Below are 15,266 nucleotides of genomic sequence, written 5' to 3'. Positions count from 1 at the left end.
TACAACCTCATTTCGTCCATCGTGATTGATGGGGATCTTGAATTCGTTTAAACATTTTCTTGACATCTTGGTTACTAAAATGAACCAGGGTGGGACGTCCATGGGGACAATTATACGGATTTTGAGCTTGGGCTAATTGGTCTAAAATAGCTTGGGCCTGAGCTTGATCCAAATGATCATGGGCCTTAATTGACAAACGACAACTCATGGTGATAGCTGTTTGTTCACGAAACTTAGCTATACTAATTTTACCGTCTTTTAAGACATAATCAATAATTTCACGAATCGTGGCCTCTTCTTGCCCTTTTACAATCCAGGTTGGATGGCTTTGTACTACAAAACTATTTTGACCAAATGTACTAATTTCTAAGCCCACACTACGTAAAATATCTAAGTGGTCTTTAACAATCACGGCATCTGAATTGGAATAATCCAAAACTAAAGGTACCAATAGTTGTTGTTGATCTTGGCTCACTTGACCTACTTCTTGGCGGAATTTTTCATAATTAACTCGTTCTTGAGCAGCATGTTGATCTACTAGATAAAAGCCATCATCACTCTCCGCAACCAAAAACGAATCATGAATTTGTGCTAAAAAACGTAATTCTGGAAATTTTGTTTCTGAAATTAGTGAGGTCACTTTTTCATTAGTTGCTGTTGTTGTTTTAGTAGCGTTGGCTGCTTTAAACTGGGCCACATGTTGATCCCACTCTTGAAGATGCTGTTCATCTTGAAAAATTGGTTGCAAATGAATAGCCTTTGCGGCTACTAAATCATCTGATAAGACAGTACTTGTTTGTGGTTCGGCAATCTGTGAATTAGCTAAGGGCTTTGGTTCTAATTTAGGCGAGCTTTTAAAGTCTAATTGTTGACCAGCTGCAAAATTAGCAGGTAAATTATGAACGGCATCGGGAATTAAATTCAATTGCTGTAACTTGGCCGCGACTGTTGTTGTTATCAAATCAATAAGCTGATCCTCTTTGCTTAAACGGACCTCACGCTTAGTCGGATGCACATTTACATCAACTAACAAGGGTGCCATCTTAATATGGACAACTGCTAAGGGATACCGTCCAACCATTAACTTAGAACCATAACCAGCAAGCAAAGCTTTGGTTAACTGATAATTAATAATATAACGATTGTTCACTAATAAAGAAATATAATTACGACTAGCTCTTGTTTGCTGTGGTAAAGAAATAAAGCCAAAGATTCTAAAATCTGAAGTTTGTTGCTCGAAGGAAACCATTTGTTCAGCAACCTTACGTCCGTATATTCCGGCAATTGTTTGCTGTAAATTTCCGTTACCCGAGGTTCGAATTAAATTACGTTGCTCATTGATTAAAGTAAAAGCAATTTGTGGTTGTGCCAAAGCCAAACGATTAACGATATCAATGATTCGATTTAATTCAGTATTAACAGTTTTTATATATTTTAAACGTGCAGGAGTATTATAAAATAAATCCTTCACTTCTACACTTGTTCCCTTAGTAGCTGCAACAGTTTGCTTGTTTAATTGCTGGCCCCCAGCTATTTGCACCAATACACCGCGACTACCGTTAGTGCTTGTAGTTAGATGAACTTTGGCTACGGCAGCAATGCTAGCTAAAGCTTCACCACGAAATCCCAACGTTTTTACATTAAATAAATCCTGGTTCGAACTAATTTTGCTGGTAGCATGAGGTTGAAAGGCTAGTTCTACTTCATCTGCAGCAATTCCATTACCATTGTCCGTCACTTTAATTAAAGAAATTCCTGCATCTTTTACGACAATATCAATTTGGGTCGCTTGAGCATCAATTGCATTTTCCACTAGTTCTTTGACAACTGATGCCGGTCGCTCAATTACTTCACCAGCAGCAATTTGATTACTTAAAGTTGGTGATAAGCGTTGAATATGTGCCATATAAAACCTCCTTAATCCTCCAATTCGTCTTGCAAACGAGCCAACAAATTCATAGCATCTAAAGGTGTCATTTTCATCAAATTTGCATCTTTCAGCTGCTGCAATAGAGCTTGATTATGACTAGGCTGTGGTTCGCTAAATAACGACAGTTGCTGTTTTGGTTCTTTCACTTGTGACTGAGGTAATTGGGGGGTGTTCTTATCCACAGGATTAACTGTCAGTGACTGATTTTCTAAACTAGTCAGAATTTTTTGAGCCCGTTGTAATAATTCCGTTGGTAAGCCTGCTAACTTGGCCACATGAATTCCGTAAGATTTATCGGCAGGACCAGGTAACACTTTATGCAAGAAAACCAATTTCCCATTTTCTTGTGTGGCGTCTACATGGATATTTTGCACTGAGTCAAGTTCACTGGCTAACTCTGTTAATTCATGATAATGGGTAGAAAACAAAGTCTTAGCATGAACATGATTATTTAAATATTCGACAATTGCTTGAGCCAAAGCCATCCCATCATAAGTTGCAGTTCCGCGACCAATTTCATCAAAAATAATCAATGAGTGCGCTGTTGCATGCTGCAAAGCATCATTGGCTTCCATCATTTCTACCATAAAGGTAGAATTTCCGGAAATCAAATCATCTGCTGCTCCAATACGAGTGAAAATATGATCAAAAATCGGTAGCTCAGCTTTTTGTGCTGGAATAAAGCAACCTACTTGAGCCATGATGACAATCAAGGCAATTTGACGCATATAGGTACTTTTACCAGACATGTTAGGGCCAGTAATCAATAAAACGGAAGTTCTAGCGTTCATCTTCACACTATTAGGTATATATTTTTGCTTGCCGAGAACCTTTTCTACTACGGGATGACGGCCATCAATAATATTAACTTGGTTCTTATCAGTAAAGTGAGGCCGGATATAATGATATCGTTCACTAATAACTGCAAATCCCTGCAACACGTCCAGCCAAGCTAGTTTTTGTGCTAATACTTGAATAGGTGCTATTTGTTGTTTTATTTGATCACGAATCTGAACAAATAGTTGATGTTCTAAAATCGTGGACTTCTCTTCTGCTTCTAATATGATTCTTTCTTTTTCTTTTAATTCTGGCGTAATATAACGTTCAGCATTTGTCAGTGTTTGTTTGCGCTGATAACGATCTTCGGGCACTTGAGCTTTATTAGCATTAGTTATTTCAATATAATAGCCGAAAACTCGGTTAAAACCAATTTTAAGATTTTTAATACCTGTCAGTTTTTGTTCTTGAACTTGTAATTGTACAATCCAATCTTTGCCATTTTTCATAGCATCACGATATTGGTCCAGCTGCTTATTATAACCATCTCTAATCAAATTACCTTCTGTAATTGAAATCGGTGGATCATCAACAATGGCTTTCTCAATTAAATTCAAAATTCCTTGACTATCAGGCAATTGCTCCACTAATTGATTGATAATTGGTTCATTCAAATCTCGTAAAGTAGCTTTGATTTTGGGAACTTGCTGTAATGAAGTAGCTAATTGAATCAAATCACGTCCATTAACATTGCCAAAAGCTACTCGTCCTGCTAAACGCTCTAAATCATATACTTTGGTTAAATAATCTTGTAGAGAACTCCGTTGAAAATAATTATCTAATAATATTTGCACAACATCTTGACGTTTAATTAACGCTTGTTGATCCAACAATGGTTGCCGCAACCACTGCTTCAGTAAGCGACTTCCCATAGCAGTCTTAGTTTCATCCAATAGCCAGGCCAAAGTCCCCGATTTTTCTCCTGTTCTTAATGAACGAAAGACTTCTAAGTTATTTTGCGCATTATGGTCCATTTGTAAATATTTATTGGCAGCATAAACTTTAGCAATTTGTAGATGAGCAAGAGAGCGTTTTTGGGTTTCAATTAAATAAGCAATTAAATAATTTACAGCTTGTTTAGTGGATTGTTCTTTTAAAGATTGCGTGACAAAAGCCACTTCGGCATAACTTTTTTGAGGAGTTTCTTGAGAAATTAAAATACCTAAATCTTTAATTTGCTCCGCTAGTGCGGTATCAAAGTCAGGACTAACTACGACTTCTTTACAACGCAAATTAAGCAATTCATTTTTAACTTGTTTAAAATCGGTAAAGCTAGTTACATTCACTTCGCCTGTCGATAAATCTGTATAGGCAAACCCAAATTCATCTTTAACTGCAAAGATAGCGGCTAAATAATTATTTTCCTTACTTTGATTGGGTTTATCTTCTAAATTAGTTCCCGGAGTGACTAACTTAATAATGCCCCGCTTAACCATCCCTTTAGCTTCTTTGGGATTTTCGAGCTGTTCACAAATTGCCACTTTGTAGCCTTTATCAACCAAAATTTCAATATAACTGTCTGCTGCATGATGTGGAACCCCACACATTGGAATTGGATCAGAAGCATTTTTATTACGGGCAGTCAATGTTAATTCTAAAATCTGTGAGCCCTTAATGGCATCATCATAAAACATTTCATAAAAATCACCAATCCGATAAAATAAAAAAGCATCCGGATAATCTTTTTTAATACTCAGATATTGCTGCATCATTGGTGTATCTTTGGTTTTTTGTGGCATTACTATTCAACCTCTTACAAATTATATCTACTATTATAACTAAAATTAGCTAATTTAAACATCTAAAGGGTGGTCTGGATTGATTTGTCCTACTTGAATATGATTATGCGTTTCTAAATCAAGTACACAATAATTAATTTGTGGGCGACCATTATCATCAATTTCATAACGAGTTGGTTGCTGGGTTAAAAATCTTTGCACACTAGAACTTGCTTTCACTCCTAAAATGCCATCATAAGAACCACTCATCCCTACATCAGTCAAAAAAGCCGTTCCTTTCGGCAAGACATGGGCATCGTTAGTTTGAACATGGGTATGCGTACCCACTACGGCATCTACACGACCATCAAGATAATGTGCTAAAGCACCCTTTTCACTGGTTGCCTCCGCATGAAAATCAACAAAAATTTTTGTTTCTTTGGGAACTTGTTGTAAAAGCTGATCTGCTATCATAAAAGGATCATCTAATGGATTCATTAAAGCGCGTCCTTGCAGATTGATAATCGCTAATTGTTGTTGATTTACCTTTTTAATCACCATACCTTGACCAGGAGTATTTTTCCCAGGATAATTAGCTGGACGCAACAAATTATCATTAGTTGCCAAGAGTTCATTAACATCTCTTTTATCCCAAGCATGATTACCCAGTGTCACTACGTCAGCTCCTGCTTGTAGGATAGCTTTGAATTGTGTAGCTTTAATTCCACGGCCATTATCAGCATTTTCACCATTGACAATTGTTACTTGGGGATGAAACTTAGCTTTAATTAAGGGCAAATACATTTTAACGGCCCGCATTCCAATTTCACCCATTACATCGCCTACAAACACTATTCTCATTATGCGCTCCTTCATAATATACATGATAAATTTCATGTTACATTAAGTACTTATTTCAAGACAGATATAGCTATTATCAATTAAATGTCTCTTTAAAACAAGTATCGTCTAAAATTTCTTTTTAAAGGGGATTGAAATTGATACTTTGCTAATGATTAGTATAATGTCCTTATGGCAATATATTTTATAAGCTGAAAAATAATTAAATAGAAAAGAGTAAGATTTATGCGTACAAGTAACAGAATCCGGCCCTTAATTTATCTAATAATTTTTGTTATTTTTGGATTAATTGGTTATTGGATGCCATTAGTTGGCGATGATTTAAATTGGTGGAGTGCTTGGGGGACACATTATTTTAGTAGTGGGACTTTTTTAACTTACGATGGTCGTTATTTAGGAGATTTATTAGTTATCTTAATGACTCACTCCAAGTTAATTTCTTTTTGTATTTATGGAAGTTGTGCCGCACTTATTACCTATCTAGTAAATTTAATTTCGCGTATACTTTTCCAGCGTGATTATCAAGTAATTGGAGCTATTTTAATGGCTATTGGGCTGTTATTAGCTCCCAAAGATGTTTTTCGCCAAATCTGGGGCTGGCATGCCGGTTTTGCTAACTATGTTCCATCCATTATTTTTCCTTTATTTTTTATTTATCTTATCTGTGCTTATTATGATCAACCAAATAAAAAAATTAATTTTTCCCAATCCACTAGCTTCTTAATTTTATTAGCTGCAATATTAAGCCAATTTTTAGCAGAACATATAACTTTGTTAAATTGCTTCAACGATTTTTTACTTTTAATTTTTTTCCGCCGTCATTTTAGTCCTGAATTTTTCCAAAAATATTTTCGGTGGATTTTTATAGGTAACTTAATCGGCGCATTTTTGATGTTTATCAATGGAGCTTATATCAAATTATTATTTGCTGGCCATGACAGCTATCGCCATATAGACTCGCAACAAGCAGCTTTACTGCCTTATCTCAAAACCTTTGTAAGTCATTATCGCGTTATTCTACTATTAATAATACTGCTGGCAATTATCTTAGTTAATTTTTATTATCAAACTGATTATCCGAATTATTCAAAATTAAAACTGATCAATGGGTGGCTTATAATTGATGCAATTGTAGCTTTATTACCATTTATTGTAATTACCCCATTTGGTCCCCGTTGTATTTTTGGCAGTTATACTTTGATAATCGCCTTGTTAGTAATTAATCTGACAGCACGTTTACCACATTACTATAAGATATTAACTCCCTTAAGTTTACTTGCATTGTTATTTTTAGGATTTTATTTTAACAAAATCTCACTTAATTACTATCAAACCAACAAATTATCGCAAGATTATTGTCAATATCAACAGACACTCCAGCGAAAAGACTTTTATGTTATCAACTATTCTAATATCGACTATTTATGGTCCTCAAACATGAGTGAGGACCCGATGTTTTTGCATTTTTTTGTTGGAGACTCCAATCATAAAATTATCGCAGTTAATTATGAAGATTGGAAAGCTTATGCTCCTCACTATAAAGTTGGTAATTTTCAAAAATTGGAACAGCAAATAATCCGTCAACACAAATAACTTATTTAACTTTTAAAAAAGGTCTCTAAAAGCAATTAGCTTTTAGAGACCTTTTAATATATTAAATTATTAAATTACATCATACCGCCCATACCGCCAGCTGGGTTACCTGCACCGGCAGCAGCATCATCAGCCTTTGGTTCTGGCTTATCAGCAACAACTGCTTCAGTTGTTAAAATCAATGCTGATACACTAGCTGCATTTTGCAATGCAGAACGTGTAACTTTAGTTGGGTCAATAATTCCAGCATCAATCATGTTTTCCCACTTATCAGAAGCAGCATTGTAACCTACTTCAGGTTTTTGGCCTTTCAAGTGTTCAACAACAACTGAACCTTCTTTACCAGCATTTTCAGCAATTTGACGTACAGGAGCTTCCAATGCGCGTTTTACAATATTAATACCAGTTTGAACATCGCCAGTTTCTGTTTGGGATAACTTTTCAACAGCTGGAATAACATTCATCAATGCTGTACCACCACCAGCAACATAGCCTTCTTCAACTGCTGCACGTGTAGCATTCAAAGCATCTTCAATCCGATATTTACGTTCTTTTAATTCAGTTTCTGTTGCAGCACCGACTTTGATTACACCAACACCACCAGCTAATTTAGCTAAGCGTTCTTGAAGTTTTTCTTTATCAAAATCAGAAGTTGTTTCTTCGATTTGTTTCTTAACTAAGTTGACTCTTTCTTCAATTGCGGATTTAGAACCAGAACCTTGAACAATAGTTGTATTATCTTTAGTTACAGTTACACGTCCTGCTTGACCTAATTGATCAATAGTTGTGTCTTTTAATTCTAATCCTAAGTCAGAAGTAATCAAAGTTCCACCGGTTAAAATTGCGATATCTTCTAATTGTTCTTTACGACGATCGCCAAAACCAGGTGCTTTAACTGCTACAACATTAAATGTACCACGAATCTTGTTCAAAACTAAAGTTGGTAATGCTTCACCGTCAACATCGTCAGCAATAATTAAAAGTGCTTTTCCTTGTTGAACAATAGATTGCAATAATGGCAAGATATCTTGAATATTAGAAATCTTCTTATCTGTAATCAAAATATAAGGATTTTCTAAATCTGCTTCCATCTTATCATTATCTGTAACCATGTATTGAGATAAGTAGCCTCGATCAAATTGCATACCTTCAACAACATCTGATGTTGTTTCAATACCCTTAGATTCTTCAATGGTGATGACACCATCATGACCAACTTTTTCCATCGCGTCAGCAATTAATTCACCAACTTGTTCACTAGAAGAAGATACAGAAGCTACTTGTGTAATTTGGTCACGGCCATCAACCTTATGAGAAATTTTATGCAACTCATCAATTGCAGCTTTTGTTGCCTTTTCAATACCAGTTCTAATGCCTACTGGGTTAGCACCGGCAGTAACATTTTTCATACCTTCACGAATAATTGCTTGTGCCAAAACAGTTGCAGTTGTGGTACCATCACCAGCAATATCATTGGTTTTGGAAGCAACTTCAGAAACTAACTTAGCTCCCATATTTTCGAAATGATCATCTAATTCGATATCTTTAGCAATTGTAACACCATCATTAGTTATGTTAGGAGAACCATAAGATTTTTCTAGAACTACATTACGACCCTTTGGTCCCATAGTTGTCTTAACTGTGTCTGCTAATTGATCAACACCCTTGAGCATTTTTGCTCGAGCGTCTTCTGAAAATCTAATTTCCTTTGCCATCTTCATTACACCTCAATTAAATTTTATTTATTTATTATTCAATAACAGCCATGACATCTTTTTCATGCATAACTAAATATTTATTGCCTTCATATTTAACTTCGGAGCCGGCATACTTGTCATAGATAACTCTGTCGCCCTTTTTAAGAGTCATAGGAATAATTTTTCCATCTGGTGCTTTGTCACCAGCGCCTACGGCTACAATTTCTCCTGTTTGTGGCTTTTCCTTAGCATTGTTTGCTAAAACAATTCCACCAACAGTTTGTTCTTTTTCTTCATCGACTTGTACTAAGATACGATCACCTAATGGCTTTAACAAAGTAATCCCTCCAAATTTATCTTAATTTTTTAGCACGTTTAGCACTCTCTATCACTTTGTGCTAACAACACTTTATATATTATCATGTTTGAAAAAGTATGCAAGTATTTAACCATAAAAAATTTTATTTTTTCATTTTCCAGACAAAAAAGCCAAGACAATTTTTGCCTTGACTCTATTATTTAGATACTGTAAACATATGATATTTATTTGCATAGCCTTTCCCATAAGTCATATCATATTCTACCATTTGGTAATCACGATAAGCTTGCGATTTTTGCCACTTGGGTTTCTTAGAATGTGAATTAGTGTACTGATTGCCGCTGTCATCCATCTGAATTGCCTTAGTTAAGACAGGAACTTGCTGATGTAATTGATCAAGTAAATTATAAAACGGCGTTAAAGGATAGCCTAGTTGTTGTAACATCAATAAAGACATGTAATTAGGTGAAAAATAGCCATATTGGTGGTTGCTCAAAGGAAAATTAGCAACCATCACAAAAGGAGTCGCATGCACTGTCAAAATATCTGATGCTAAATCATCATACAAGCCGTCTCCAGGATAGTGATCACCATACATCACAATTAAAGTTTTTTGATCTGAATTCTTAAAATGATCCACTAACTTAGAAAATGCTTGATCTGACTGATGAAGTTCCTGCAAATAAGTTTGCATTTTGTTAGTTTTATCAGTATTATTCTTAATCGGATCTTCTAATTGATAATCACTTTGAGACCCAACATTAGTGATATAAGGCATATGATTTTGCATGGTAATAACTAAGCTTAATTGTTTTGCCTTTTTTTGTTGGGGATAGATATTTGGATACGTAGAACTATCAGTGTAATATTCTCCAAATTTACTTTTATGCAGTCCTTTAAGCCGCTTTTGATCTTTAAATTGATGAATACCTAATGCTTGATAGGCTTGAGGGCGTTGATACATGGCTCCGGCAAAAGGATGATAAGCATCAGAATGATAGCCATAATTTTCTAAGTAGTGCATAACGCTAGGAAAATAGGCTTTTTTCGGCAAAATATCTTGATAAGGAATACTCTTTAAAAAGTAATTAGAAAAACCTGTATTTGCTTCAAATTCGATATTTGCAGTTCCACCACCATATTCGGGTGATACCATATATCCACTAGCCTGATTGGCCTGAGGATTTTGCAAAATATTGTCAATATAGCTTAATGGGGAATCTTCTTGAAGTGGATACTGATCAGAAGTAGTTCGTGGATTAGTTAATGACTCATTCAAAATATAAATAATATTAGCTGGTTGCTTGCCTATATCAGCCTTCTCAGCATCAGCTATCCGATAACGATTAGCTATCTTGGCAATTACTTTTTCGCTATAACCATTGGGACGTTTCATCGGATCTGAACGAACATTAAATGCAAAACCAATCACAGTGCCATCTGAGCGATAAACATTTAATGGATTGTGATTGTCATTATAAATCTCTAGATCAGTTAATTGTTTATAAGCTAAAGAATTAGTATTGCCACACTGAAAAAAGAACACAAACGCCCAAATACCAACAATTGCTACTACTACTCTCAGTGGCCAAATTATTCGATGTTTAGTCAGCCACATTTTCTTAGTAAATTTACGCAAAAAATAGGCGGCAGCTAACATTAAAGCTATAAACAAAATAAGTTCAACAATTGACAACCAATTAACCATCTGAATAAGACCGCCAACTTGTTTGGCCATGATTAAATCTGAAGGCAATAAGGGCTCAGAGCGAGAGACTATTTTTTGATAATCAACAAAAATCATTATTGCAAACAGACTAATACTGCCAGCAATCCCCCACCAATAATCACCAATCAGTGCAATTAATGTGATTACAAATACCATTAACATTAAGACATTAATTGCTGTTGCTATGGGGTTACTAATAATCTCATTATACATCGCTAAATAATCACGATCTAAGTGTCCTGTAATTGCTAATTGCAGATAAAAATAAGCAACTGCTGCAATTAAAATCACTACTAAAATCTGTACAATTCGGTAAGCTATTTTTTTATAAATATCCTTCACGTAAACTCCTTAATTGCAAATTTCTCAGCAATACGACTACTTTATAGACTAAACTGGTAATAAGAAAAGGCTGGGAAAATTTTTATCCTTACCCCAACCTAACTTATTAAAATACCATATTACTCTTCTGTTGATTCTGAAGCAATTAATTGAATATTAGCGCCGGATATTTTCCAATCTTTAATCGTTGCTGGAATTATAAAATGAGTCCCCAAGGGCAATTGGTATTCTTGATCAGCAATTGTTAAGACACCCGCACCAGCAATCACAGAATACAGTGTATAAGCACCCAATTGATGCTGAAACTGTATTTGATCGTTATGGACTTGAATGCCCCAAACTGCAAAGAATGGTGAAATTGGGGGCTGAACATAATTTGTTATAACACTATTAGCACCAATTTTTTGCTGTTGCAACTTTAGCTTAGGTGCCACAAAAGGTACAGTTATTGTATCTTCTGATTGTTGCAAATGCAAAGCACGCTTTTTCCCAGTTTTCATATCCACACGATCATAATCGTATAACCGATAAGTCGTATCACTACTCTGCTGGGTTTCTAAGGCTACAATACCTTTATTCAAGGCATGCACTGTTCCACTAGGAACAAAAACAAAATCTCCTGCCTGAACGGGTAATTTTTTCAAAAAATGCTGCCAATCACCACTTTCAATCATATCTTTCATTTCTTGGTGATTTTTAGCATTATGTCCATAAATGAGATACGAATCTGGCTCTGCAGCAATGATATACCAACATTCAGTCTTACCCAATTCCCCTTCATGTGCCTTGGCATAAGCATTATCTGGATGAACTTGGACAGATAGACTATCCTCTGCGTCTAAAATCTTTGTTAATAATGGAAAAACTTTACCTTGTGGATTACCAAACAATTCTGGTTGAGATTGCCATAGTTCATTTAAATATTTGCCCGCATAAGGACCATTTTCCACTTGCGACGGTCCATGAGGATGCGCAGAAATTGCCCAACATTCGCCAATTTTACCTTCGGGTAAATCATAATTAAATTCTTGTGCTAACTTTTGGCCACCCCAAATTTTTTCCTGAAAAACAGGCTTTAAAAACAGTGGTTCCATCAATGCCATTGCCTCCTAGCGATAATTATCTAAAAAATAAATTAATGTTTGTAATTCATTAGCTAAATCGACATTGTGCACTCGCACTGTTGGTGGTGTTGAAATTCTTAAAGGCGAAAAATTCAAAATGCCCTTAATCCCAGCTTGTACAAGCTCATCAGCAACTTTTTGCGCATTATTAGCTGGAACTGTCAAAATCGCTACATCAATTTCTTGGTTTTGAATAGTCTCAGCTAACTTTTCAGTGTCCAAAATAGGGACATCATTAATCTTTTGACCAATAATTTGTGGATTTTTATCAAAGGCCACTGCAATTTTGATATTATTAGTCTGAGAAAAGTTATAATTAAGAAGTGCATTACCCAAATTACCAACACCAACTAAGGCTACTTGTGAAGTCTTATCTTGATTTAATAACTTTTTAAAAAATTCTAGCATGGGTTCAACTTCATAACCATAGCCGCGTTTTCCCAAAGAGCCAAAATAAGAAAAATCACGTCTAATTGTGGCACTATCAACTTGAACCGCTTCCGCTAATTCTGTTGATGAAATTTTTTTCTTATCAGAGTCTTTTAAAAATTGAAAATAGCGATGATAAAGTGGTAATCGCTTAATCGTTGCATTAGGTATTTTGTACTGTTTCATAATATATTCCTCTTGTGAATTTATTTCTATGCTCCTTACAGTATTACGCATTCAATATCACAATGTCAATATGTTAAAATAAATTTACGAAAAAATATACAAAGGAGCCTTATTTTGTTAATCGTTCAAGGTCAAAATATTTCCCGCAGTTTTGGTGGAGAGATTTTATTTTCTAAAGTGAATTTTCAAATCTCTGACCAAGCTCGTATCGGATTAGTCGGTCCTAATGGAGCGGGAAAATCAACTTTACTAAAAATAATTATTCAAGAAAATGAGCCCAATGATGGGCAAATGATTTATAAAAATGGTATTAGCATTGGCTATTTAGCTCAAAATCCTGCTTTTCAATCAGGTAATACAATTTATGAAGAAATGGAAAGTGTCTTTGCCTATTTGCAAGCTGAAGAAAAACAGCTGCATCAAATGGAACAACAAATTGCAGATCAGGCTAACCAAATAAAAACTACTGAGTATCAACAATTATTAAAACGCTATGACCATTTACAAGTTAAATTCAAAGATGAAAACGGTTATGGCTATCGTTCAGAAATACGTTCCGTCTTAGCTGGTTTTGGTTTTGGTGAAGAACGTATTAATGAACCTGCACAAAATCTTTCGGGTGGTGAACAATCACGCCTAGCATTTGCAAAATTATTATTAGAGCATCATGATCTTTTGGTTTTAGATGAACCTACTAATCACTTAGATATTGATACTCTTAATTGGTTAGAAAAATATTTACAAAATTATTCTGGTGCATTATTAATTGTTTCTCATGATCAATACTTTTTAGATCATACGGTGAATGAAGTTTATGCTTTAGAACAAGGAACTCTAACTCATTATCAGGGCAACTATACCAAATATTTACAACAGCGGGATAAAAACTTCGAATTAGCTTTGAAAGCTTATGAAAAACAACAAGAGCAAATCAAAAAAACTCAAGAATTTATTCAGAAAAATATTGTCCGGGCTTCCAGTACTAAACAAGCACAAAGCCGCCGTAAACAATTAGAAAAAATGGACGTTTTAAAACGTCCACAAGCTTATAACCAACAAGTTCATTTTCAATTTACACCCGAGCGAATGAGTGGCAATGAAGTCCTTAAAGTTAGTCATTTACAAACAGGTTATCCAGATAAACCTTTAGCTCAAGATATTAGTTTTAACCTAAAAAAACAAGAACGTCTAGGCATTATTGGTCCTAACGGTGTGGGAAAATCTACACTAATTAAAACTTTAATTAACCAGCTGCCACCACAACAAGGCACAATTGAATGGGGTACTAATGTTGACATCGGTTATTATGATCAAACCTTAAATCAATTAAATTCCCATAAGGACGTTTTACACGAAATTTGGGATGAGCATCCTACATTGGATGAGAAAGATATCCGCAGTGTTTTAGGTTCCTTTTTATTTAGAGATGATGATGTGTTTACTACTGTGCATTCTCTCTCGGGTGGTGAAAAAGCGCGCTTAACTCTTTGTAAGTTAGCTTTAGAGCACGATAATTTATTAATTATGGATGAACCGACAAACCACTTAGACATTCAAAGCAAAGAAGTTTTAGAAGATGCTTTGCAAAATTTTACGGGCACTGTTTTATTTGTTTCCCATGATCGTTATTTGCTTAATCAAATATCAACTAAAATATTAGAATTAGAACCCCAAACCAGCACGATTTATCTAGGAAATTACGATTACTATCTGGCTAAAAAGGCTGAAAATCAAGCCCTTGCTGCTATTAAAACTGATTCCGAGCAACAAACCAAGCCCCAATTGGAAAATAATAACAATACTGGCAGTCAAACATATGAACAAGCCAAAGCTCACCAACGAGAAGAACGCAAAAAACAACGCCAAATTGATGCTTTGGAACAACAAATTGATGATTACGAACACCAAATTGCTACTATCAATCAAGCTATGACTGATCCCGAGAACTTGGCTAGTTATTCTAAACTGCAAGATCTGCAAGCGCAAATTGATGACTTGACAACACAAAAAGAGTTGGCCGAAGATAAATGGGCCAACTTGATGGAATAATTAGCGAGAAAATATTTTTTTAAGTGAGCGAGATAAAACTTGCCCAAAACTTAATGAACGAACAATTTTCTCGGGGGCAATATAATTTCTAATTGCCCGAAGGATTTTTTTAGGATCACGAGCCGAAAAAGTAAACATCCCACTTTTTTTCGTTTTTAAAGCAAAACGTGGAATCCATTTACCACCAAACAAAATTGAGACTACCACATAATCAACTTCGGTCCACGGAATTTGGATATAATTTTGAACATTACGCTCATCATAAAATTCAAAACCGCGATCACCAATCATAATTTGACCATAAGTTTCAAATCCCATATGTGAAGTTGCCTTCATTGTTAAATCGACTTTAGTATTTATTGATTGTACCATCAGCAAAACTCCAATAAAATAAATTATTTCCATGATAAAGTCCTACGGCTTTATTTGGCAAATAATAGCATTATATAAAA

The 15,266-nt window shown here is 35.1% G+C and carries 11 protein-coding genes; 2 read left to right on the top strand and 9 right to left on the bottom strand.

Translation table 11 applies throughout. The features are described 5' to 3' along the window. Nucleotides 1-7: 7 nt before the first annotated feature. Genes mutL through DS830_RS01135 form a run of 3 tightly spaced genes read right to left on the bottom strand, consistent with a single transcriptional unit; the run spans nucleotide 8 to nucleotide 5,346 of the window. Nucleotides 8-1,906, bottom strand: a complete 1,899-nt coding sequence (gene mutL, locus DS830_RS01145) for a DNA mismatch repair endonuclease MutL (RefSeq protein ID WP_118907970.1) — start codon at nucleotides 1,904-1,906, stop codon at nucleotides 8-10. Between the two features lie 11 nt (nucleotides 1,907-1,917). After that, nucleotides 1,918-4,506 (bottom strand): DNA mismatch repair protein MutS, encoded by a 2,589-nt coding sequence (gene mutS, locus DS830_RS01140; RefSeq protein WP_118907969.1) that lies wholly within the window; start codon nucleotides 4,504-4,506, stop codon nucleotides 1,918-1,920. A 54-nt stretch (nucleotides 4,507-4,560) separates the two neighbouring features. Further along, nucleotides 4,561-5,346: a TIGR00282 family metallophosphoesterase gene (locus DS830_RS01135; protein ID WP_118899293.1), complete on the bottom strand. Its 786-nt coding sequence runs from the start codon at nucleotides 5,344-5,346 to the stop codon at nucleotides 4,561-4,563. A gap of 225 nt (nucleotides 5,347-5,571) precedes the next feature. Here DS830_RS01135 and DS830_RS01130 point away from each other — a divergent pair, with 225 nt between their 5' ends. Next, nucleotides 5,572-6,939 carry a DUF6056 family protein gene (locus tag DS830_RS01130; RefSeq protein WP_118907968.1) on the top strand — a complete coding sequence of 456 codons (1,368 nt, stop codon included), beginning with the start codon at nucleotides 5,572-5,574 and terminating at the stop codon, nucleotides 6,937-6,939. Nucleotides 6,940-7,013: 74 nt separating this feature from the next. Here the strand turns inward: DS830_RS01130 and groL are convergent, their stop codons facing one another. The 5 genes from groL to DS830_RS01105 all read right to left on the bottom strand — a co-directional run bounded on the left by groL (nucleotide 7,014) and on the right by DS830_RS01105 (nucleotide 12,765). Then, a complete protein-coding gene (groL, locus tag DS830_RS01125) occupies nucleotides 7,014-8,654 on the bottom strand; it encodes a chaperonin GroEL (protein ID WP_118899296.1) in 1,641 nt (546 codons plus the stop codon). Between the two features lie 34 nt (nucleotides 8,655-8,688). Further along, nucleotides 8,689-8,973 (bottom strand): co-chaperone GroES, encoded by a 285-nt coding sequence (gene groES, locus DS830_RS01120; RefSeq protein WP_118907967.1) that lies wholly within the window; start codon nucleotides 8,971-8,973, stop codon nucleotides 8,689-8,691. Nucleotides 8,974-9,151: 178 nt separating this feature from the next. Beyond that, a complete protein-coding gene (locus tag DS830_RS01115; protein ID WP_118907966.1) occupies nucleotides 9,152-11,026 on the bottom strand; it encodes an LTA synthase family protein in 1,875 nt (624 codons plus the stop codon). A 119-nt stretch (nucleotides 11,027-11,145) separates the two neighbouring features. Further along, complete coding sequence (locus DS830_RS01110) at nucleotides 11,146-12,123, bottom strand: type I phosphomannose isomerase catalytic subunit (RefSeq protein WP_118907965.1); 978 nt, start codon at nucleotides 12,121-12,123, stop codon at nucleotides 11,146-11,148. Nucleotides 12,124-12,135: 12 nt separating this feature from the next. Next, nucleotides 12,136-12,765 carry a redox-sensing transcriptional repressor Rex gene (locus DS830_RS01105; RefSeq protein WP_118899304.1) on the bottom strand — a complete coding sequence of 210 codons (630 nt, stop codon included), beginning with the start codon at nucleotides 12,763-12,765 and terminating at the stop codon, nucleotides 12,136-12,138. Nucleotides 12,766-12,879: 114 nt separating this feature from the next. Here DS830_RS01105 and abc-f point away from each other — a divergent pair, with 114 nt between their 5' ends. Beyond that, nucleotides 12,880-14,814: a ribosomal protection-like ABC-F family protein gene (gene abc-f, locus DS830_RS01100; RefSeq protein ID WP_118907964.1), complete on the top strand. Its 1,935-nt coding sequence runs from the start codon at nucleotides 12,880-12,882 to the stop codon at nucleotides 14,812-14,814. On the opposite strand, the gene DS830_RS01095 is transcribed toward abc-f, so the two are convergent. After that, nucleotides 14,815-15,186: a DUF956 family protein gene (locus tag DS830_RS01095; RefSeq protein ID WP_118899307.1), complete on the bottom strand. Its 372-nt coding sequence runs from the start codon at nucleotides 15,184-15,186 to the stop codon at nucleotides 14,815-14,817. Nucleotides 15,187-15,266: the final 80 nt, after the last annotated feature.

Origin of the sequence: Bombilactobacillus bombi, from assembly GCF_003522965.1 — a bacterium.
Taxonomy (GTDB): domain Bacteria; phylum Bacillota; class Bacilli; order Lactobacillales; family Lactobacillaceae; genus Bombilactobacillus; species Bombilactobacillus bombi.
The sequence above is the reverse complement of the archived record's forward strand: the minus strand, read 5'-3'. Positions and strand labels throughout refer to the sequence as shown.